The organism is Trichocoleus sp. DQ-A3 (assembly GCF_039961975.1).
Classification (GTDB): domain Bacteria; phylum Cyanobacteriota; class Cyanobacteriia; order Cyanobacteriales; family FACHB-T130; genus FACHB-T130.
The window spans coordinates 178,884-199,025 of the sequence record NZ_JAMPKC010000005.1 but is presented as its reverse complement, the minus strand read 5'-3'; the positions used below and the strand labels follow the sequence as shown (position 1 = coordinate 199,025).

The following is a 20,142-nucleotide window of genomic DNA, read 5'->3' as shown; positions in this document are numbered from 1 at the left end:
TACGAACCGCGAAGGCGCACTAGCCGAGCCATGCGCGTTAGCCCTATAGAGCGCGAAGGAAGAAGGGAAGAGAGTAAAGGGCTAAGAAGTCTACGCCGAGGGAACAGTCACTACTCGAAACCCGTAGAACCTGCCCCTGCCGTCTGGGTGAAGCTTGTCACGAACCGCACTACGGCAGTGTTCGGGATTGTTGCTCCACGCACCTCCGCGTAGCAGCCGGAACGCATTATTTCCGCCAGACTCCCACGCACTCCCATCAGCAGGCGCACCGTTGTAATAATCGTGCCAAACATCAGCACACAATTCATAAACATTGCCGTGCATATCGTATAGTCCAAAGGCATTGGGTGGAAAACTTCCTACTTCTGTTGTCTGCTGACGATATTTTCCCCTGGGTGCAGAAGCGTAAGTATAATTTCCGTTAAAATTAGCTAAATCAGTTGTAATTGTGTCGCCAAAGTGGAATGGTGTATTTGTTCCTGCACGACAAGCATATTCCCATTGGGTTTCGCTGGGTAAACGATAAATTTTTCCAGTTTTTTTCGACAGTCGCGCACAAAATTCTACAGCATCTACCCAAGATAAGTTTTCTACGGGTCGATTTGTAGTACCTCCATATTGCAAGTCATAGGGATTAGGTTGCATCACTCGCTTGATTGTTGGCAGATTTGCTACTGCTTTCCACTGCGCTTGAGTAATAGTGAATTTCCCCAAAAAAAACGGTGCTACAGTTACTTGATGTTGCGGACTTTCTCTACTACTTCGCCCCTTTTCCGTGCCTGGAGAACCCATCAGGAAAGTACCACCTGGAATTTCTACCATTTCTAGTGTCACTCCACCACCTAAATCTTCAGAGAAATATTTGGCTTGCATTCGGCGGCGGTTAGTTTCCCTTCCCTGCGCGTCTACTGTCACCACATCAAAATCAAAGGTTTTTAGCGGTGAAGCTTGGGGAATATTCAGAATTGTTGGCGCTACAGATGACTTTGGCGGAATGAACGTTTGTAGAGACGAGGATTGGGGATTTTTCGGATTTGTTGGCGCTACAGATAACTTTTGTAGAGTTAGCGCTTTTAGAACATCTTCGGTGGATTGATATCGCCGTTTCGCACCTCTTTGGATCATCTTATATAAGATGCTACGAAACTCATCGCTTACAGGATTTTGCAAGGAACTCTGCCAAACCCAAGCATCCTCATCAGTATCAAATAACTCTAAAGGCTCAACATTTGTCAGCAAATGAATGCAGGTGACGCCCAAACTATATAAATCACTAGCAAAAACACCTTTCCCTACTGCTTGTTCTGGTGCAATATATCGAAAGTCACCAATCACTGTTCCAGTTCTGGCTAATGCGGTTCCTGTCGCAAATTTAGCTGCACCAAAATCTACTAACACCAGTTGATTATCAACCTGACGACGAATGATATTCTCTGGCTTAATATCTCGGTGAATTACCTGCTTACTATGCACAAATTCTAAGACGCGCAGCAAGTCTGCCAACAAGCTGCGAATTTCGGTTTCGCTAAAAGCGCCTTGTTGTTCTAATATATGGGCTAAATTTTGTCCGTTAATAAACTGTTGCACCAAATATTGACGGTTCTCTTCCTCAAAATGGGCTAACAATTCCGGAATCTGCGGATGATTGCCTAATTCTTCTAGCCGTACAGCTTCTTGATGGAATAACTCTGCTGCTTTATTAGCTGTATCCGTACCCTGTTGTATCGGGAAAAATTGCTTAATTACACAAGCTGGTTTGGACGGTTTCGCTTCATCAATTGCCCGAAAAGTCCTACCAAACCCGCCTTGTCCAAGTGGTGCCAAAGCCCGGTAACGCCCTAAAAGTACCAGCTTCGTCCCGCAGTTTTTACAAAATTTGTCATTGTGGGAGTTTTGGCACTTCTGACAGGCGGGATTTAAGCAATAACTCATAAATAATTGAAAAATTTGATTAAGCGTAGGTTGGCTTGAGGTAACGAAACCCAACGCCTTTAATCAATTTGTTTGGTTGGGGAACGAATCCCAACCAACATTTATTGTAAATAGTAAATCAGTCAGCACTTACTGACCAATTAATTATTATTAAATTCAAAAAAGACTCCATATGGGCGCATATATTCCCATTGTATAAATTTAGCACTTGCGCTAATACTTGTCTAGTATCTATTGCGAAGATTTAACAGAAAATTTCTGATAATAATGGTGCGTCGGTGATAACAGGCACCTTATCTATGGAGCTTATTTCTGGGAAGTGCTATCGCCGTATTTAATTAAAAGCGCGATCGCTACACTCACGGCAAAAATTAATACCATACTCAAAGATGAGCCAAATCCCCAATTCTGAGTCGCACCTAAAAACTGGTTATAAATCAAGCGAGATATCGTCATGCTGGAGGCACCGCCCAGCAATTCCGGATCCACAAAATCCCCTAAAGTGCTAATAAATACAAGCAAAGAACCAGCCGCAATTCCTGGTAGCGTTTGCGGGACAGTCACTTTCCAAAAAGTGTCAATTGGATTTGCCCCCAAATCGGCAGAGGCCTCCAGCAACCGCCGATCCAGTTTTTCTACAGAAGCGTAAAGAATTAACACCATGTAAGGCAAATAGCTGTACCCCATCCCAATAAATACGGCTGAACTCTGGTTCAGCAACTCCAAAGCTGGAAGTCCTAAAGTCGTTAACATCGTGTTCAGGACACCCGTAGGACGCAAGATTGTAATCCAGGCGTAAGAACGCAGCAGCGATGATGTCCATAAAGGCAAGACAAAGCCTAGTAGCAGCAAATTTCGCCACTGTTTTGGTGCCATTTGACCAATCCAGTAAGCAACTGGGAATCCTAGTAAAAGACAAACGATTGTAGTGCCAATTGCAAAAAATAGCGATCGCCCGATTACCTGCAAGTAAACTGGTTGAAACACCAGCGTATAATTATCCAAACCGCTGGGATTCACCACATCCCCAGGCCGGATTCCTGGCACTAAACTCAGCTGAAAAATCACCAGCGTTGGCAGCACTAGCAACAAACCCAACCAGATACCAGCAGGACCCAGCAGCGCCATTGGTTCCAACCACTTCAAGCCTGGGCGTCTGCTGCCCATTAGCACTGGCGATTCTATTCCATCAGAGGAAGTGGGATTGGGGATAGAGGGAGGGGAAGTTGGGGTAGACACGACAGAAAAGAGTTTTGAGTTTTGAGTTTTGAGTTTTGAGTTAGTAATGAAAGATGATTGATATGAAGTATCAATTATTGCTTCAATTCATCATTCAAAACTCAAGATTATTTAATGTTAGCTGCTCGTCAACCGAGTCCAATAGGATTCATAAACTTCGGCAACTTTTCCAAGCGGCGCAACGCCTTCACATTGGGCAAGTACCGCCTCTGCGGGAAATAAAATCTGATTGTTACGGATTTCATCAGGTAGCTGATTGTAGCCAGCTTGATTGGGTGTCGCGAAACTTAAACGTTCGCAAATCTGAGCGGCGACATCAGGTTGAAGCATAAAGTTGATCCAGGCATAAGCTCCTTCTGGATTGGGAGCTGTTATCGGAACGACCAGTGTGTCAGTCCACACCGAAGAACCACTCCGAGGAATTAGATATTGTAAGTTTTTGTTTTCTGGAATAATTTCATTGGCATCGGATGAAAATCCCATTGCCAGCAGCAAATCCCCAGTTAAAATTTGAGTTCTCCAGGCATCAGAGGTGAAAGAAGCGAGGGCCGGTTTGAGCGCCATTAACTTTTCATACGCCTGTTTAATCTGCTGCGGGTCTTTTGAGTTGTAAGAGTACCCCAGCATTTTCAACACCGCACCCATTACTTCCCGAACATCATTCAGCAAGGTCATCCTTCGAGAAAGTGCCTGCTGATTGTCCCAGAGATAATTCCAATCTGCTGGTGGTTGCTTCAGCTTCTGGGTGTTGTAAATGAGACCCGTTGTTCCCCAACTCAGAGGTATGCTGTAGCGGTTTTCTGGGTCATAGACGGGATTCTGGAAGCGGGGAAACAACCGATCCAAACCTACCACGCGGGAGCGATCGATTTCACTGAGCAAGCCCAGTTCCACCATCTTCCTCACCGTATAGTCAGATGGGTAAATAATGCTGTAGTCCCCGCCTCCCAATGCTTGAATCCTGGCTAGCATCGCTTCGTTGGAATCATAGACATCAGCAATGACCTTGATTCCAGTCTCTTTGGTAAAGCGTTTTAACAAATCCTCATCGGTATAGCCAGCCCAAGTGTAGAGATACAATAACTTGTTGTTGGATGCATCAGAGTTGGCGGGTGCCGAGCGCACTTGGGCAAGCGTCCAGCCGCAACCAGACATTGCCAGTCCGAGGGTAGCAGCAGCTGACGTTTGTAAAAACCTACGTCGTGTTGAGTGTTGTGGGTTCGTCCGTTGAGCAGTTGGAGGCACGGGATTCAGCAAAATTGCACGTCAATCGTCAAAATTTAGAAGAGGAAATTAAAAACTATCAAGGTGATTTTTTAGTTTTAATTTTTAATTTCTAATTTCTCTTTAACAGTATCTTACAGATTGCTCTATAGGGAGCGGTTCACCTAGTTCGGGCGTCAGTATTTTGATAGGCAAACATTAGATTTGTAGGGGTTTCTCAAATTTCCAGTCGTCATCCTGACTTTGAGGAGATAGCCCCGGAGTGATTGAATCGGTCGCTGAGTCAATTTGTCAAGTTCTGGGGGAAAGGAGCGCAAAATCAGTGCAGCAAAGGGCTGGCAGTCATCGATGGGAATGAATACTTTTTAATGTTTGGTGGTAGCCGGAAGCGATCGCTTCCGGCGTCTCTAGCCAACGACCAATGGGTTGACCGGGTTCCCCGAAAGCAAGCGATCGCACTGGTCTGACCATGAGATTCTAACGCTTGTTGAAACTGCATTCAGCCCGGTCGCTGCTGGGAATGTCGGGAGACGTACGGGTAACGATCGCTGCATTGGCTCTAGGCATTCATTGCCAGACAATCGGTAGCTGCCCAGTGAGCATAGATAGGAGTATGCAAGGCAGGCTCAATTCCCACAGTATTCATCTGCCGAACCGTTAAGCGATCGCCTGAAAGTAACTCCACCACATAATGAACATGAGTTCCCATGTACATCACGTGCTTCAGACGACCTTCAAAGCAGTTGATTGGCATCGCTGGCGGATAGAGACTTAGCTGAATCTTCTCTGGACGCACGCATACCACAACCTCCTGGACACCAATCTCATCCCAAGGCTCTAACGGCTGCACCACAACTGGCAAACCGCTTTTGGTGACAACTTTGAGCGTTGAGTAGTCAGAAGCTTCAATCCGCCCCTCAAATAGATTGGTATCCCCAATGAAATCCGCCACAAATGGTGTTTTGGGATGCTCGTAGATTTCAGTAGGCGAACCAATTTGCTCAATCTTGCCCCCACGCATGACTGCAATCCGGTCGGAGAGACTTAGCGCTTCCTCCTGGTCGTGCGTCACCATTACAAACGTCAAACCGAGGTCTTGATGTAAATTGGATAATTCCACCTGCATTTGTTTACGCAGCTTCAAATCCAATGCCCCCAAGGGTTCATCCAGCAAAACCACCGCTGGACGATTCACTAGCGCCCGCGCTAAAGCCACTCGTTGCTGCTGTCCCCCAGAAAGCTGGGAAGGAAAGCGGTTAGCATAGGTTTCCATTTTGACCAGCTTCAGCGCTTCTTGCACTCGTTCGGCAATTTCGGTCCTGGGTCGCTTTTTAATCCGCAATCCGAAAGCAATATTTTCCCAAACGCTCAAATGGCTAAACAAAGCATAGCTCTGAAAGACGGTGTTCACCGGACGCCGGTGGGGCGGGACATGGTTCATCGTCTGCCCCTGAATCAGCACCTCTCCTGCCGAGGGAGTTTCAAACCCAGCCATTAAGCGCAAAGTTGTGGTCTTGCCACAGCCAGAGGGGCCTAAAATACTGAAAAATTCTCCTCGGTGGATCTCCAGATCAACCCCCCGGACTGCTGTTTCTCCATTGAATACCTTAAAAACCTTGCGGAGTTCCACATCCAGTTCATTTGTAGTCTCCGGAGAGCGTTGTTCTGCTAAAGAAGTTTGAGACATAGTTGATGATTCCCAGTGGCGATGCCCCACAGAGGTTTGAATTGCTCAACACACGCCGTCGCGTCTGTTTTGTGAAGGCTGAGCCGGTGATGCTTGGTTGAGCGTTGATTGCTAACTTTGGTTTATTTTAGCTGTCGGACTCAGTCCGATTGCGATTCGCTTAAAAATTTGCCATTCTTTGATTCGTTGAACCTGAAAAAGTACATGACAAAGTACAAGTGATTCCCGCTCTGTGCTGGATGCTATTTCCACGGCACCCATTTTCAGGACACCTCCAGTTCATCTTATTGAAGTGTGACGGTACACTATGTAGGAGCAATCCCTCTGTGAATTGCCGCCCACTCAAAATACCTTTTGTTTCCCTGTTTAGAGCCAATTTATTCAGCCTCCTGCTATGACCTTAATCGCTCGGTCTTCCTCAATTGGGCGTCAATCCACCCCCCGAACTGTGGGCCGACGTCTCCAATCTGTAATTATCATGTTGCTCGTTACCTTACTCTTGGCGGGTGGGATTGGCGCTCGTTTAGTTTTTTTACAAGTGGTTCAGGGGGAACGTAACCGACAGCTGGCAGAAAACAATCGGATTCGTTTGATTCCCAAACAGCCGGCCCGAGGCACCATTTTCGATCGCAAAGGAAGAGTTTTGGCGAGCAGTCGCCTGTCTCACTCGGTTTTTTTGTGGCCCATCGCCCGCAAGCAGAAGGATTGGCCTGCTACCCTCAGCCGCCTTTCGGAACTGTTAAATGTTCCTGAGAAAGAAATTCAAAAGCAACTAGAAAAAGCCGGTTATACCTCGACCTCGCTGTTACGAATTGCTCGTGACATCAATCCTGCCCAAATTACGGCACTTGAAGAGTACAGGAGCCAACTAGAGGGCGTAGAGGTGGATATTGAAGGGGTACGAAACTACCCCAACGCTGAGGTGGGCGCTCACGTCTTAGGGTATACGGGGGAAATGAACGATGAAGAGCTAGCCAAGATGAAAGATCAAGGCTACCGCTTGGGTGATGTGATTGGTCAGATGGGTGTGGAGGCAGCTTTTGAAAAACCGCTACGGGGAGAATGGGGCGGTCAACAAGTTGAGGTAGATGGTGCGGGTCAAGTGCTGCGGATTCTTGGTCAGAAAAAGGCGAAGGCTGGGAAGGATGTGCAGTTAACGCTGGATCTGGATTTGCAGAAGGCTGCGGAGCGGGCATTGGGCGATCGCAAGGGCGCAATCGTGGCAATGGACCCCAACAATGGGGCAATTTTGGCAATGGTCAGCCGCCCAGGCTTCGATCCCAACGTTTTCTCTAAGCGGATCACCCCAGAAACTTGGAAGAAAGTACAAAGTAAGGGCAACCCCTTCGTCAACCGCGCTTTAAGAGTCTTTCCACCAGCGAGTACCTTCAAGATTGTCACCGCGAGCGCTGCGATTGAATCGGGTAAATATTCTCCGAATACGGTATTAGCAACCTATCCTTACTTAACCGTCGGTGGGATTCGGTTTGGGGAATGGAACCATGCTGGATTTGGCCCCTTGGGATTTGTTGGGGCGCTAGCGATGAGTAGCGATACTTTCTTTTATCAGATTGGTAAAGGAATAGGTGGTCCCACCTTGATTGACTGGACTCGGAAGTATGGCTTTGGTCAAAAAACGGGGATTGAGTTAGCTTCAGAAGAATTGCCGGGGTTGGTTGCGGATGCAGCCTGGAAGGAGAAGCGATTGAAGCAGGAATGGACTATCGGAGACACGGTGAATATGTCCATTGGTCAGGGCTTCTTGCAAACGACGCCGCTACAAGTTGCCGTGATGTTTGCGGTTCCGGCAAATGGTGGCTACCGAGTTAAACCCCACCTGCTCAAAGATAATGAGGCGTCCAAAAACTGGCGAGAGTCCTTGAATATGAAACCAGAAACGCTAAGGGTGGTGCGCCAAGGACTCCGGAGCGTTGTGACTAGCGGCACTGGAAAAGCGGTGAATGCGCCAACGTTACCCCCGGTTGCCGGGAAGAGTGGTACGGCAGAGGCTCCACCAGGACTGTCTCACGCCTGGTTTGGTGCCTATGCGCCTGCGGACAAGCCAAAGATTGTGGTTGTGGCGTTTGCGGAACATTCTGGAGGCGGCGGCGGTAAGGTAGCAGCCCCAATGGTGTTAAAAGTTTTGGAGGCTTATTTTCAGGTCAAGAAACCTGTTAAACCCGTTAAGTAAATTGTGAGGGGTTAGTTGTTAGTGTTTAGAGGAAAGGCTAACAACTGACTCCTCACAACTGACTCCTGACTATTGACTCCTCACAACTGGCTCCTGACTATTGACTGCTCTCAATTTCTCTGCAACGACCTAACTTCGATGGTGCCGTTGGGTGCGAACACCACTCTGAATTGGGCGAGGGGTTCCTGTGGGACAGCGTCTGGCGAGTTGCTCGGCTGGAATAATTTAGGCAGGGGCGTTTCATCCTCGTAATCAAAGGCTGGTTGATTCTGTGGCTCGTAATCGGCGACGACACCGTCTTTGTTTACGGCGACACGGTATTGTAAGCTCCGTGGAAAACTGGGAGTGGCTTGCCAATTTTGCTTGAGTTGTTCGGAAAGCCGAGCTTCTAAACTCTCTATCTGAGCTGAGTCGGTAATTTCTGGACCGAGGCTGGGCTTTTCTTTATACCCATACCAGGGACTCACTTGGGGGACGCCTCGTCTAGTAAATACCACCCGGAACTGAGCCAGGGGTTCTTTGCTGATGTCGCTACCAGTGGCAGGGATATAGAGCAATTCTGGGAGCGGAGTTTCTTCTAAGCGATCGCGTGCGGCTGAGTTAACTGGCTTGTAACCCACCACAGCTCCGTCTTTCCCTACGCCCACCCGATAAACTAAGTCTTGCCGAAACTGGCGGCGGGTCGTCCACTTCTGATAAATGTTGTTTTGCAGTTTCCGTTGTAAGAAGTACAACTGGGTGGGATCGGTCAGCTCTGGTGCTGCTGTCACCAGGGTTTCCAAGTCGGTAGCTTCAGCGCTAGATGACGTGGGGCTTGCTGTCGGCTGCTCGGACGAGACAGGGCTAGCAGGGGTCGTTAAGCTGTTGGGCTGGGGCAAGGGATCTTTGAGGTTCTTGACTTCGGGAGGGGGAACCCTAGAAAACGCGATCGCTGCCAATGCCAAACTCGTGACCCCAACTGCTGCTGGTGCGGCGCGTTGTGCCACCGGCACTTCAGCCTTCGCATAGCGTTTCGGAACCGGCGCGATGGACAGCATGATGTCTGGCAGCGTGCGACCATCAGCCAGGAACTGATCCACCGCCTCCACTAAATCAAACAGCTGTACCGTTGTGATATCAACTTGTCTTGCTTGGAGGGTTGTGGCTGTCCCACTGGATGCGCCACTATGAGTCGAGTCTCCACCACTTCCCGGCGACTCAACAATTAACCGATGCAGATGGGCATCTATTTTCTGAAACTGCACTAAACTCGGCTTGTCTTTCAGACTATGGGAGTGAGGCACCCCACTCAAGAATTCTTGAGCATAGTTGCTGGCTGCTGTCACCAGGCTTTCAAAAAAGTCACGTCCTCCCGTTAATGGCTTCTCCTTACCCGCAAAATGGCACTCAGCATTAACCAGGATAGACATTAAGGGTCGGGTGTCCACCTGACCAGCAGCTGTAGCATCGCTTAACCCTTCTAGGATCAGCGTGCAGTTAGGCAGACTGTACGGACGGCGAATAGTCATTTTCAGTTGGTGATTGGTAATTGGTAATTCGGGGAAAAACTAATAGGTAATTGGTAATTGGTAACTGGTAATTCGGGAAAAGTTTTAAGTTTTGAGGATTGAGTTTTTAAGTCAAGAACTTTCTTCTCGTCTCAAAACGCAACACCAATGCTCATCACTCTTATTCTTGATTACCGATTACTCCTTTTCTATGAAAGTTACACTTCTCCATCAAAAAGGCTGCTCCAAAATCTTTGCATTCCAGACGTTCCCGTACAAAATAGCAGCTCGCTTAACAGCTCAATAGCCAGATTGTTTAACTTCTCATCAGAGTTATAGGCGGCGACACCAGCGCGTCGTGGATTCATTCGGCTCCGGAAGTGAGCGCGGAACCTTTCTAAATACTCAGACAAGCGAAAATGATGTTCCAATGGCACCTGCTTGTCACGCAGCTGTTGATAAGCCAGTAGCAGCTGCCGGATCAACACGGTTAACCGCCGTGCTAGATGGCAGACTAGGATCACCATCGCTTTGGCTTCATCCAGGGTTAGCAAACGGCGTGTATAAGATCGTCGTAGCGGGTTGCTGCTTCGGATTCGCCAAAGGTGTACCCGATTTTTGATAATTCCCTGGAGTTCCAAATCCTTCGCCACTGTCAGCATTGCTTCAGACCCTCCCAATTCCAGGGCTTCTATTGCTAGTAGCATCAGGTCAATTTGTAGCCGAGTTCGACGCGGACACCCACTTGACGACGAAATCGGTGGGTCAGGGAGATTGTCTAAAATCAGCGGCATTGACTCTCGTGGAGGACTGTTTAATGGCATTACGCTCACAGAAAGATTCATTCCAAATAGCAGGACAGTTGAACTGGTTGATGGCTCGCACGGGCTACAACGAATTGCATATGGAAATCAATGACTTTTGACGGTTACATTTGTGTCCATCTGCTATCCGATTATTTATATGCCCAGCTGGATTTTACTAAAATCAGGGTGTCGCGATCGGGATTGAAGCTTCGGGCAAGTGGATGATTTTGGAGGTGGTTGTACTTGAATCATATAGATACGACTACTCACACGCCTCAATAGCTGCCCGCTGGCTCTTGAGTGTTAGGAATGCTCCAAAACCGTGCAGCCTTCTAGTGTACGATTTTCCAGGTATATCCTTGCACATCCGGGGGAGATCCTGCCTCTGTGATGCAACGGATACCGAGTTTACCTACAACCCTCTTTTTACGAGCTGCTATGGATCTCAAGTCTCTGATACGCGACATTACAGACTTTCCTAAACCAGGAATTCTGTTTCGGGATATAACGACGCTACTGCGAGATCCGGAAGGACTGCGCTACACCATTGAAACCTTAACCGAAAAGTGCGCCCAGTTGTCTCCAGAGTACGTCGTTGGGATGGAGTCGCGGGGTTTTATTATTGGGGCACCTCTGGCATACAAACTGGGAGTTGGGTTTATCCCCGTCCGGAAGCCTGGAAAGTTACCAGGTGCTGTTCACACGGTTGAGTATGAATTAGAGTACGGGATGGATCGCCTAGAGATGCATCAAGATGCTCTACATCCCGGAAGCCGTGTTTTGATTGTGGACGATCTGATCGCGACGGGTGGAACGGCAACGGCAACGGCTGAGCTGGTACAGAAAATTGGCTGCACCTTAGTAGGATTTGGATTTATCATCGAGCTAAGAGATTTAGGTGGGCGTCAACGACTTCCTGATGTGCCAATTGTGACGCTGGTTGAGTATTAGGGAGCAACTGCTCATGGCTAATTGCTAATTGCTAATGGAAAACAAGCTATTAAACAATTAGCGATTAGCAAGTTACAAAAATTTTGGCGATATGGGATTCTATATTTCATGACTTCTACTAGAAATTCTTCAGGTCAGAATGGGTTAACAGCTAGTTTAAATTGGCTCAAAAGGCTGGTTACAAGTGAAACTTTTCTCTACGTGGCAAAACGGCTATTACAGGCAATTTTGACTTTGTTTCTAGCCTCGACGCTGAGTTTTGCAATTAGTCAGATGGCTCCGGGAGATTATTTAGATACTTTGAGGCAGAATCCCAAAATTTCCCCGGAACGAATTGAGGAACTCAGGCAACAGTTTGGTTTGGATAAACCAGCGATTGAACAGTACCGACGGTGGCTGTGGCAGATTTTGCGCTATGGCAATTTTGGTACGAGTTTTGTCTATCAGCGTTCGGTGTCATCGCTGTTGTGGGAGCGTATCCAAGCGACATTGGAACTCGCGATCGCATCGGTGATTCTGACGTGGGCGATCGCGATTCCACTGGGGATCGTCGGTGCAGTTAACCAAAATCGCGCTAGCGATCGCCTCCTGCAAGTGCTGAGCTACGCCGGACAAGGGTTTCCCAGCTTCATCACGGCGCTGGTGTTGCTAATTTTCGCCCAGTACACTTCACCCCTATTTCCAGTCGGTGGCAGAACCAGCATCAATCACGCCGATTTATCCTGGTTCGGCAAAATTTTGGATATCGGTTGGCACATGATTTTACCCACCCTAGCGCTGAGTGTCACCAGTTTTGCAGGTTTGCAGCGAATTACCAGGGGAGAATTACTCGATGTTCTCCGCCAAGACTATATCCAGACAGCTCGTGCCAAGGGACTCCCCGAAGACCGGGTGATTTATGTTCATGCCCTCCGCAATGCGATTAATCCCCTCATAACGCTCTTGGGATTTGAGTTTGCCAGTTTGTTAAGTGGGGCATTTATTGCCGAATTTTTCTTCAATTGGCCGGGATTAGGACGGTTGATTTTACAGGCAGTCACTATCCAAGATATCTACTTAGTAATGGCAAGTTTGATTATGGGGGCAGTGATGCTGATTGTCGGCAATCTTATCGCCGATTTATTGCTTAAGGTAGCCGATCCGAGAATTAAGCTGGAAAATCTTAAATGAGGAAATGGCTAATGGTTTTAAACTTGTCCAATTATCAATTAGCGATTAGCCTACTACCTTTGCATTTACTATGTTTTCCCAAGTTTATTACCTAATCCGTTCGAGAGCTGATGGTCAATATCTTTTAGCTCAACCCGATAGAAGTGCTTCATCAACTGATGGCTACTTGTTGATGTTTGGCGAACATTTTGATGCCCTAAGCTATCTCAACGCCCATGCCCCAGATGTCAGCGATCGCTTCGCTGTCGAGTCTATCTCTGGAAACCAAGTAAAAGGGTTGCTGCAACGCTGGGGATTTAAGGGAATTGGGATGGTTGAAGACCCACTATTACCCAAAATTCAGTTTTTATCGCCAAGTTAAGCCAAATTATTGACTTTTATTGCCTTTTCTAAAGATTTATTGCAAGTATACCTAGGTACAGATGTCAGAAGCTCCAAAATTTGAGCAAATAAGAGAGGTCGTTCAGGCAGTTGTTTCGTCTGATCCGATCAACAAATCTTAATAGTGCTAATTTCGACAAATTAGGAGAGAGGGACTCTATGAAATCGATCCGTTTCAACCTGTCTGCTTGGGTACGTCCAGTGCGTATGGCGATCGCTGCTTGTTTTTGCGCTTTACTATTGTTCAGCTATGCAACTCCAGCCTACAGCAGCACAAAAACCCCCGCAGGATATAGCGGCACCAACAGTCGCCCCGGAGACGGAGAAGCCAATCTGACGAAGATTGAAGAGAAATCACAAAAGGCGGTTCTGAAAGACCCCTATTCGCTTAAGGAGACTCAGAAGGAAGCCAGCCAGGGTCTGAATGAAATTCAAGGAGCCGCTGATGCTGACAAGATGAGTACCAACGAAAACTCGCAAGGCGTCCAATCAGTTGAACAAAAAGTTCAGAAGGCTCTAGAAGGCATTACTGGCAAAGACTAAGGAGACAGTATTTGCTCAAGACTGAGCGCCCTAGTATCTGCTGAGTGCGGATGCAGGGTCTCATCATCAGGGCAACTCCGCAGGGGTTGTTCTTGATGTTATATAGGGCAGGCAGGAGTCTGCCTTGTTTTTTTTAGGCTGGCGATGCTGAAACGCTGGCTCGTTGGAGCGTGTAACGGCAATAAATGCCCTAGAACTGGAGTTCTCCTGTGGTTTGGGGTCTACGTTCAGTCTTCAAGGCGTGGATATGGGTAAATTTCCATGCATCCTGAACGCTGACAACAATGAATCCTAAAGCCTCTAGGTCAGTTTGGAATTGAGGGCGATCGCTAAATCTTGAAGTTGCTTCGATAATATGAAGCTGACCATCCAGTTTCAGAGTGCGGTTCGCCTCCCGCAGGTAATCGGTGAAGTTCGCTCCCATCAGTGACAGGCAGAAAATCGCTACATCAAGCCTTTGATCGTCAAGGGGAACATGAGCCATGTCGCAGGCAATAACTTCCTGATTCACAGCAACATGGTCAAAGCTGTAAACTGTATGGCGATCTGAAACCGCTTCAGCCAGCTTCGCCTGACCACAACCGAAATCACCGATAGTGTAGCCGCTACGTTGTTGGCACCAGCGAATCATCTCTTCATAAGGGATGACCGCCCAATTTTTCCTTGACTCAGTGTATAAAGTATGATAATTCGACCACTCCTCTGGATTCTCCTGTAGGCGATGGTGAGTAGTTTCGCTTCGGGTTTGGTTCCAGTGGCGGTTCATGGCGGAAAAGTCGCCGTAACGCTGCAACCGCCGCTGCACGTCTGCTGGGTCGTTATCGGGAATCGGAATTACAATCTTCGGACGGGCGATGACTTGGACGCCTGTTTCTAGCTTCTCTAGCCAAGCGATTACATCTTGATAGGCTTGGGCAGGCGATCGCAAGTATCCCTCTGGAACTACACCATCAACGGCAGCATCGGCGATCGACTTTTTGAATCGCAATCGCTGCATTTTCGAGTCGCACCACGACCAACGTTCGCCATTGACATGGGCGTAAGTTAGGGGAATGACTATTGTTACTGGGTTTTGTTGCCCTTGGCGGTAGATGCGACCGATTAGTTGCTCGAATTCGGCGTGAGTCCACGGCAGGACGTTAATGATTAGGCGATTGCACGCTTGCTGTAAACCATCAACGCCAGTTGCGATCGCGCTTGAACCGATGAGAACATCGATGTTGCCTTCCTTGAATTCTTGAAGAATCTCACGCCGCGAATCGAATTCGACTTCGCCTGTGTAGAAGCCAACCTTCCAGCCGTCGTCTTCGAGTGCGTCTCTAAGTAGCTTGTCAATTCCTTGGACGTAATGGGTATAAATCAGGGTTTTCGGTTTGATTTGCTCTCGAATAACGGGTAAACGGGCGCGGGTGAGGATTTGCTCAAGTGCGAGGTGGGTGCCTTTGCGACCCAGTGCGCGAATTTCGTCGATGAATTCACTACAGTCTACTGGGATAGACAAATCCTTGGGTTCTCCGAGTTGTTGTTTATAATCGGGCATCCAACGTATCCCCAGTGTCACGAGTCGCTGGTGGAGTTTCATGCAGTTGGCAATGGTTTGGTGGATGTCGAGTTCGTCGTGGGCGACTCCTGTCACAAGTTCGACTAGACTTTTACCTTCTTGCAAATTATTAATTACTGGTGTTGCGGACATCCCAATGATGTGTAGATTTGGGTTGCGATCGCTTGCGGCGGTGATGAGTGCGCTTACCAGTTGCTTGCGCCGCGATATGTTCTCGACTTGGCGTTGTTTTGTGTAGTGGATTTCATCAATAACGATGAAATCGATTAACTCACTTTCCACAAATGAGCGCACCCAATCAGCGGAGTCTGGCTGCTGGAACTTCTCATAGTTCACAATGATGTAACGATGAGCATTTAGATTCAGCGCCGCACCTAACCCAGTTTCGTCACCGACGGCATTTGCCCAGTCAGGTGTAAAGGTTTTGGTCGCGATCGCGCTATCTGGGAAAATGTTGAGAATCGCTTTTTTCCAACCATCAACAACGCTGTTAGGACAGCAGATAAGGGTGAGATGGGCGTTAATGACGCGACTGGCGAGGACGGCTGAGAGGGTTTTGCCTGCACCAGTTCCCGACCAATTGCCGACTCGTTTCTTGTCGCGTACCTGAACGGCGGCGAGTCGCTGCATGAGGTTGGGTTCTGCTATTTTGCCGTTAATACAGAAGGCGTAGCCAGTTGGGATGGGGAGATTCTTGGCTTGATGATATTCGTTTAAGAATTCTGATTTAACTTTTTCGGCGTAGCTGTCGCCTGTGTAGCTTTGAGCCTGCGCTACGGCTGCGGCTTCATCCCGAAAGACGTGCTTCCAAATCTTTGCTTTTGCCGATGCGATGAGGAATTCGACGGCTTCTTCATCTGCTGAGGATACAACGGGGTGATCTAAGGATGCCAGCACTTCCTTCGTCTGGACAACCGGAAGGTCAAGGTCGTCCTCTTCCTCGGATGGTTCAATAGTCTCGTCAATCTGGTCGTCAAGATTGTCCTGGGAGGTTACATTTCCTTTATCAGGGATGTCATTATTGCCGCTAGTTTCAAGCGCTTCGAGAGTTAGCTGCTTATCTTGCAGGAATTTATCAACGGTTGACGGTTCACCATTGACGAACTTTTCAATCTCTTCTTTCGGGAATCGTCCGGTAGCAAGAGCCTTCACAAAGCTTTTCCCGCTGCCTGTACTCTGAAGCATCCCATTCTGCTGGAAGAGTAGATAGAGTTCGGCAGGCGTGAGAGTTCCCAGATGGTTTATTAGAGAGGCAACAAACCTGCGGATAGCTTCCACTGTCCACCCAGCCGTGTACGACAACTTCAGCCCTAAACGTTCAGCTACTGCTGAAAATCCGCCGTGCCTTCCAATAGCACTTGCGAGGGAACTGTGTCCAGCGCGGACAAGTTCATAAAATTCCGGCATCATACCGGGAGTACCTTTTTTCCCGATGAAGACGAAAAGTTCTCGTTCTACATTGGCAAAGTCTTTCCAGTAATCGGTTGGCTTTGCTATATGAGTAAACTTCAATTTCAATCGTTCAGCCACAGTGGGAAAACCACCATGCCTCGCAATAGCACTTGCAAGACTGGTTTTCTTCGCTTTTGCAAGTTCTTTTTGTGTCGGCATTACTCCGGCAGTACCTTGTTTCTCAATAAAAGCTAGAAGCTCCCCTGCAAAGCACTCAAAGTCATTCAAGCTACCTCGCTGTCTATTCACACAAGCTAGCCCTAATAGTTCAGCTACCTTGTGAGTTCCACCATGCTTTTTCACAGCTCCCAAAAGAGCGCCTTGACCAGCTTTTTTAAGTTCTCCTTCTGTCGGCATTACTCCGGGAGTACCGTGTTTTTCGACAAAGGCTAAAATTTCATGTTTGACATTGTTTATGTCATCCGAATAACCTCGCTGTCTTTTTGCACAAGTCAAACCTAACCGCTTTGCTACTGCTGCATATCCTCCATACTCTCCCTCAATGGCATTTGCTAAGTCACCATAACCAGCGGTTTGGAGTTCTTGTTTTGTTGGCATCACACCAAAAACGCCATTTTTTTCAATAAAGGCAAATAGGTTTTGTTTAACATTAGTGAATTCATCCCAATAGCCTGGTCGTTTTCTAGCGTAAGTTAACCCCAATTTTTCAGCTACCGACTGAAATCCACCATGCTTACGCATGGCGTTTGCTAAATCACTGCGCCCAGCTTTTACGAATTCTATAGCTCTTGGCATTAAACCGAGCGTACCGTGTTCGTTAATAAAAGCCATAAGTTCGCGTTCTAGATTAGTCAATTCATCCCAGTAGCTGTTGGGTTTTCTCTGGCTATCCATAACTCAAAATTTACACTTCGCGTTGAGTAGATTCATGGATTACTGCTTAGTACGACCATATCTTTGCGCTATATCGTCATACATTTCGACAATGCTTTCGGCTAGTTCCTTTGCCTTTTCTGTGCCTATAGCTCTTTGAACTGACGCAATATTTACTTGCTTTCCAGGACATTTAACTGTTTTTAATTCTTCTTTTAGTAAGCTAAACGCTTCCTGTAATTCTTCTGGAACTTGCTCTACTTTGAGTACCCCCAGTTGGTAAGTGTAAGCCTCATAAAGCCTTTTATGTAAGCTGCCTTGACCACCAGCTAGTATGAGTACAGATAGATGAAACTTTTCCCAGGCATAACCAAGAGACATATTAAACATCAGCTAATCAACTTATGGATGACTATACTTCAGAGACAATGCGCGATCGCTCTCTTTCAGATTAGTACATAAATACTAACTGCTAGAAAACTAATTCATGAAAAGGTAATTTGTCAAGTCCTACAAGCAGTGCAGAGACGCGATCGCATGATTCTACTTCCGATACACTGCGCGAGCGCACATACTCCTCTTAGCCCCCCTTTTGAAGGGAGGTTGGGGGGATCTCCTCTTCAATTCGCCTACAAACCTCCTCCCAATCCTTCAGCACTTCATCATTAGTAAACCGCAAAACCTTCAGCCCATAACCTTCTAAAATCTGCGTTCTTCCCCAGTCATAATCCTTGCCATCATCCGTAAAATGACTCTCTCCATCTACTTCGATTACTAACCTCAACTGAGCGCAGAAAAAATCAACAATAAAATTATCAATGGGTCTTTGCCGCAAAACCCGAAACTTGAACGTTCGCAGATAGCCATACCACAGCTTTTTCTCGGCTGGCGTCATATTTTTTCGTAGTTCTTTCGCCTTTTCTACTAGCTGTCGGTTGTAGGGTAAATGAAAATCTGTATCATTCCAGTCGTTGGTGTTAGACATTTAGATCCCCCCAACCCCCCTTAAAAAGGGGGGAGAAGAATTGTTCAACATTTACTCGTGGGTAGCACAGCCGTTAGGCTTATCGCACCCTCTTCCAGTATTCTCATCAATCTCGGAGAAATCATTTTGACGCACAGCAGAATTACTGGCTGACTATTAGAAACGAAGTGTGATCGCGCTTTACCTGAGATGATGAGAAAAGTGCGATCGCTTCCCAATTTAACACCATAGACTAAGAGCGATCGCCTGATTCTGCTTCAAAGACAAAAAGCGATCACTGAACTATTCTGTATAAGAGAAAAAGCGGGTGGCGAGAATCGAACTCGCATCATCAGCTTGGAAGGCTGAGGTTTTACCACTAAACTACACCCGCAAATTGAGGTATGGTCAAACCATAACTAGATTACTATACCACAATTTTTCAGAGCTTGAGTAGGGGAGGCGTGCATTTTTTCACTGGGAGAGAGGAGAAATTCGGATAGAGACTTCCAGCAAGCTGTCAACGGCTCCACCTCCCATGTAAGCGGGTTGAAATCTCCAGCCTTGAATTAGCTCATTGACAAACTGCGAATCGTTTAAATTTCCGCTTCCTTGCAGCACTCGCTGAACTGACGGTTTGCCCGTGTTATCAATCAACAATAAAACTTCCAAGACGATAGGCTGGTCGGGAGCTGGCCCAGTTAGCAGCGGATAATCAAGGTCGGGAATTTGTTTCTGCTGTTGCTGCGGTACGGCTAATTGGTTCGGCTCATCAGTGCCAGCGTTACCAGAGCGGACATTGAACAAAGTTGCCACAACGCCTCTACCTTGGGCTGCGGGTGCGGGCGATGGTGCGCTTTGTGCCTCCTCAGCAGGCGGTGCGGGTGGAATGGGAGCTGGAGCTGGTGGGGCTGGGCTTGCCTGTACGGGAGGAGCTGGCGGAGGGGTGACAGGAGCTGGGGATGGTTCGACGGGTTGGGACGATGATGGCTGCGGTTGAGATGGCGGTGCAGGTGCGGGCGTTCCTGCATCTTGGGAGGATGACCCCAAGGGACGACCCGTTTCAGGGGCTTGCTGCGGCACAAATGGCGGGCGCGAGGCGGGTGTAGGAATGATGGGTCTGGTCGCAACCACATCAGAGTTCGGCTGCTGTCTTTGCGGGGTAGAAGGCGAGTTAGCGGTAGGGTTTTGCGCTTGAGGGAAAGGATTGAGACGGATTCTGAAAGAGCGCTGAATCCTCGGTTGAGAATTTACAGGAGGATTTTCTTGAGGCTGCGCGGGTATCGGCTGCTGTACAGGGCTTCTACCTGGAACGTTAAAATTGCGATCGCTCTCTTGTCTTTGTTGGGGAGTTGCCGCTTGTGGCTCTAACCTCTCTTCGGAATAGGGAACGGAGGTAATTAGCTCAACAGGAATGGGTTCCGTAGCCACATCGACGCTGGCAGATCCCATGATTACCCGCTGCAACATCCACATCCCCAATACATGGACAATTACAGAAATTAGAGTGTAAATACTCCACAGCGTGGATGATGTAGACCGATTCCGGGCATCGACTCGCGGCTGGGAGGCGATCGCATCTGGCTTCTCTAAGGGAGGTGGAGCCGATGCGCTAACGAGATGTAAGTGCCGAGTCGGAGGACTCTGAGCCGGATCGTTGGGGCGCTGGTTTGGTAGTGCCATTCTCAAAACTTCAAGGACTCTTATTGTTAGAAACAGT

Annotated in this window: 16 protein-coding genes and 1 tRNA gene; 6 read left to right on the top strand and 11 right to left on the bottom strand. The window is 47.8% G+C overall.

The genetic code is table 11. The features are described from left to right. Positions 1 to 90: 90 nt before the first annotated feature. From NDI44_RS11765 to NDI44_RS11755, 3 genes are all read right to left on the bottom strand, one after another. Positions 91 to 1,932 carry an SUMF1/EgtB/PvdO family nonheme iron enzyme gene (locus tag NDI44_RS11765; protein WP_190414966.1) on the bottom strand — a complete coding sequence of 614 codons (1,842 nt, stop codon included), beginning with the start codon at positions 1,930 to 1,932 and terminating at the stop codon, positions 91 to 93. Positions 1,933 to 2,238: 306 nt separating this feature from the next. Beyond that, on the bottom strand, positions 2,239 to 3,099 hold the full coding sequence (locus NDI44_RS11760; RefSeq protein WP_190415042.1) for an ABC transporter permease: 861 nt from the start codon (positions 3,097 to 3,099) through the stop codon (positions 2,239 to 2,241). A gap of 189 nt (positions 3,100 to 3,288) precedes the next feature. Further along, the gene (locus NDI44_RS11755; RefSeq protein ID WP_190415041.1) at positions 3,289 to 4,326 is read right to left on the bottom strand and encodes a spermidine/putrescine ABC transporter substrate-binding protein; all 1,038 of its coding nucleotides are present in this window, start codon (positions 4,324 to 4,326) and stop codon (positions 3,289 to 3,291) included. Positions 4,327 to 4,661: 335 nt separating this feature from the next. Here NDI44_RS11755 and NDI44_RS11750 point away from each other — a divergent pair, with 335 nt between their 5' ends. Then, positions 4,662 to 4,862: a hypothetical protein gene (locus tag NDI44_RS11750; RefSeq protein WP_190414965.1), complete on the top strand. Its 201-nt coding sequence runs from the start codon at positions 4,662 to 4,664 to the stop codon at positions 4,860 to 4,862. Positions 4,863 to 4,954: 92 nt separating this feature from the next. Here the strand turns inward: NDI44_RS11750 and NDI44_RS11745 are convergent, their stop codons facing one another. Continuing rightward, positions 4,955 to 6,082 carry an ABC transporter ATP-binding protein gene (locus NDI44_RS11745; RefSeq protein WP_190414964.1) on the bottom strand — a complete coding sequence of 376 codons (1,128 nt, stop codon included), beginning with the start codon at positions 6,080 to 6,082 and terminating at the stop codon, positions 4,955 to 4,957. Positions 6,083 to 6,476: 394 nt separating this feature from the next. Between NDI44_RS11745 and mrdA the strand changes: the two genes are divergently transcribed. Continuing rightward, the gene (gene mrdA, locus NDI44_RS11740) at positions 6,477 to 8,273 is read left to right on the top strand and encodes a penicillin-binding protein 2 (RefSeq protein ID WP_190414963.1); all 1,797 of its coding nucleotides are present in this window, start codon (positions 6,477 to 6,479) and stop codon (positions 8,271 to 8,273) included. 110 nt (positions 8,274 to 8,383) lie between these two features. Here the strand turns inward: mrdA and NDI44_RS11735 are convergent, their stop codons facing one another. Beyond that, the gene (locus tag NDI44_RS11735; protein WP_190414962.1) at positions 8,384 to 9,781 is read right to left on the bottom strand and encodes a DUF4335 domain-containing protein; all 1,398 of its coding nucleotides are present in this window, start codon (positions 9,779 to 9,781) and stop codon (positions 8,384 to 8,386) included. Positions 9,782 to 9,978: 197 nt separating this feature from the next. Continuing rightward, complete coding sequence (locus tag NDI44_RS11730; RefSeq protein ID WP_190414961.1) at positions 9,979 to 10,605, bottom strand: DUF3038 domain-containing protein; 627 nt, start codon at positions 10,603 to 10,605, stop codon at positions 9,979 to 9,981. Positions 10,606 to 11,004: 399 nt separating this feature from the next. Between NDI44_RS11730 and NDI44_RS11725 the strand changes: the two genes are divergently transcribed. The 4 genes from NDI44_RS11725 (at position 11,005) to NDI44_RS11710 (ending at position 13,611) form a co-directional block, all read left to right on the top strand. Further along, positions 11,005 to 11,517 (top strand): adenine phosphoribosyltransferase, encoded by a 513-nt coding sequence (locus tag NDI44_RS11725; protein ID WP_190414960.1) that lies wholly within the window; start codon positions 11,005 to 11,007, stop codon positions 11,515 to 11,517. A gap of 108 nt (positions 11,518 to 11,625) precedes the next feature. Further along, positions 11,626 to 12,687: an ABC transporter permease gene (locus tag NDI44_RS11720; protein WP_190414959.1), complete on the top strand. Its 1,062-nt coding sequence runs from the start codon at positions 11,626 to 11,628 to the stop codon at positions 12,685 to 12,687. A 70-nt stretch (positions 12,688 to 12,757) separates the two neighbouring features. Next, a complete protein-coding gene (locus NDI44_RS11715; RefSeq protein WP_190414958.1) occupies positions 12,758 to 13,048 on the top strand; it encodes a hypothetical protein in 291 nt (96 codons plus the stop codon). 179 nt (positions 13,049 to 13,227) lie between these two features. Continuing rightward, a complete protein-coding gene (locus tag NDI44_RS11710; RefSeq protein WP_190414957.1) occupies positions 13,228 to 13,611 on the top strand; it encodes a low temperature-induced protein in 384 nt (127 codons plus the stop codon). Between the two features lie 190 nt (positions 13,612 to 13,801). On the opposite strand, the gene NDI44_RS11705 is transcribed toward NDI44_RS11710, so the two are convergent. From NDI44_RS11705 to NDI44_RS11685, 5 genes are all read right to left on the bottom strand, one after another. Continuing rightward, positions 13,802 to 17,479, bottom strand: a complete 3,678-nt coding sequence (locus NDI44_RS11705; RefSeq protein ID WP_242037158.1) for a helicase-related protein — start codon at positions 17,477 to 17,479, stop codon at positions 13,802 to 13,804. Positions 17,480 to 17,518: 39 nt separating this feature from the next. Continuing rightward, positions 17,519 to 17,839 carry a hypothetical protein gene (locus NDI44_RS11700; RefSeq protein WP_348235280.1) on the bottom strand — a complete coding sequence of 107 codons (321 nt, stop codon included), beginning with the start codon at positions 17,837 to 17,839 and terminating at the stop codon, positions 17,519 to 17,521. Positions 17,840 to 18,038: 199 nt separating this feature from the next. Continuing rightward, positions 18,039 to 18,443 (bottom strand): endonuclease domain-containing protein, encoded by a 405-nt coding sequence (locus NDI44_RS11695; protein ID WP_190414955.1) that lies wholly within the window; start codon positions 18,441 to 18,443, stop codon positions 18,039 to 18,041. A gap of 302 nt (positions 18,444 to 18,745) precedes the next feature. Further along, positions 18,746 to 18,816, bottom strand: a tRNA-Gly gene (locus NDI44_RS11690). Between the two features lie 80 nt (positions 18,817 to 18,896). Continuing rightward, positions 18,897 to 20,105, bottom strand: a complete 1,209-nt coding sequence (locus NDI44_RS11685; RefSeq protein ID WP_190414954.1) for a hypothetical protein — start codon at positions 20,103 to 20,105, stop codon at positions 18,897 to 18,899. Positions 20,106 to 20,142: the final 37 nt, after the last annotated feature.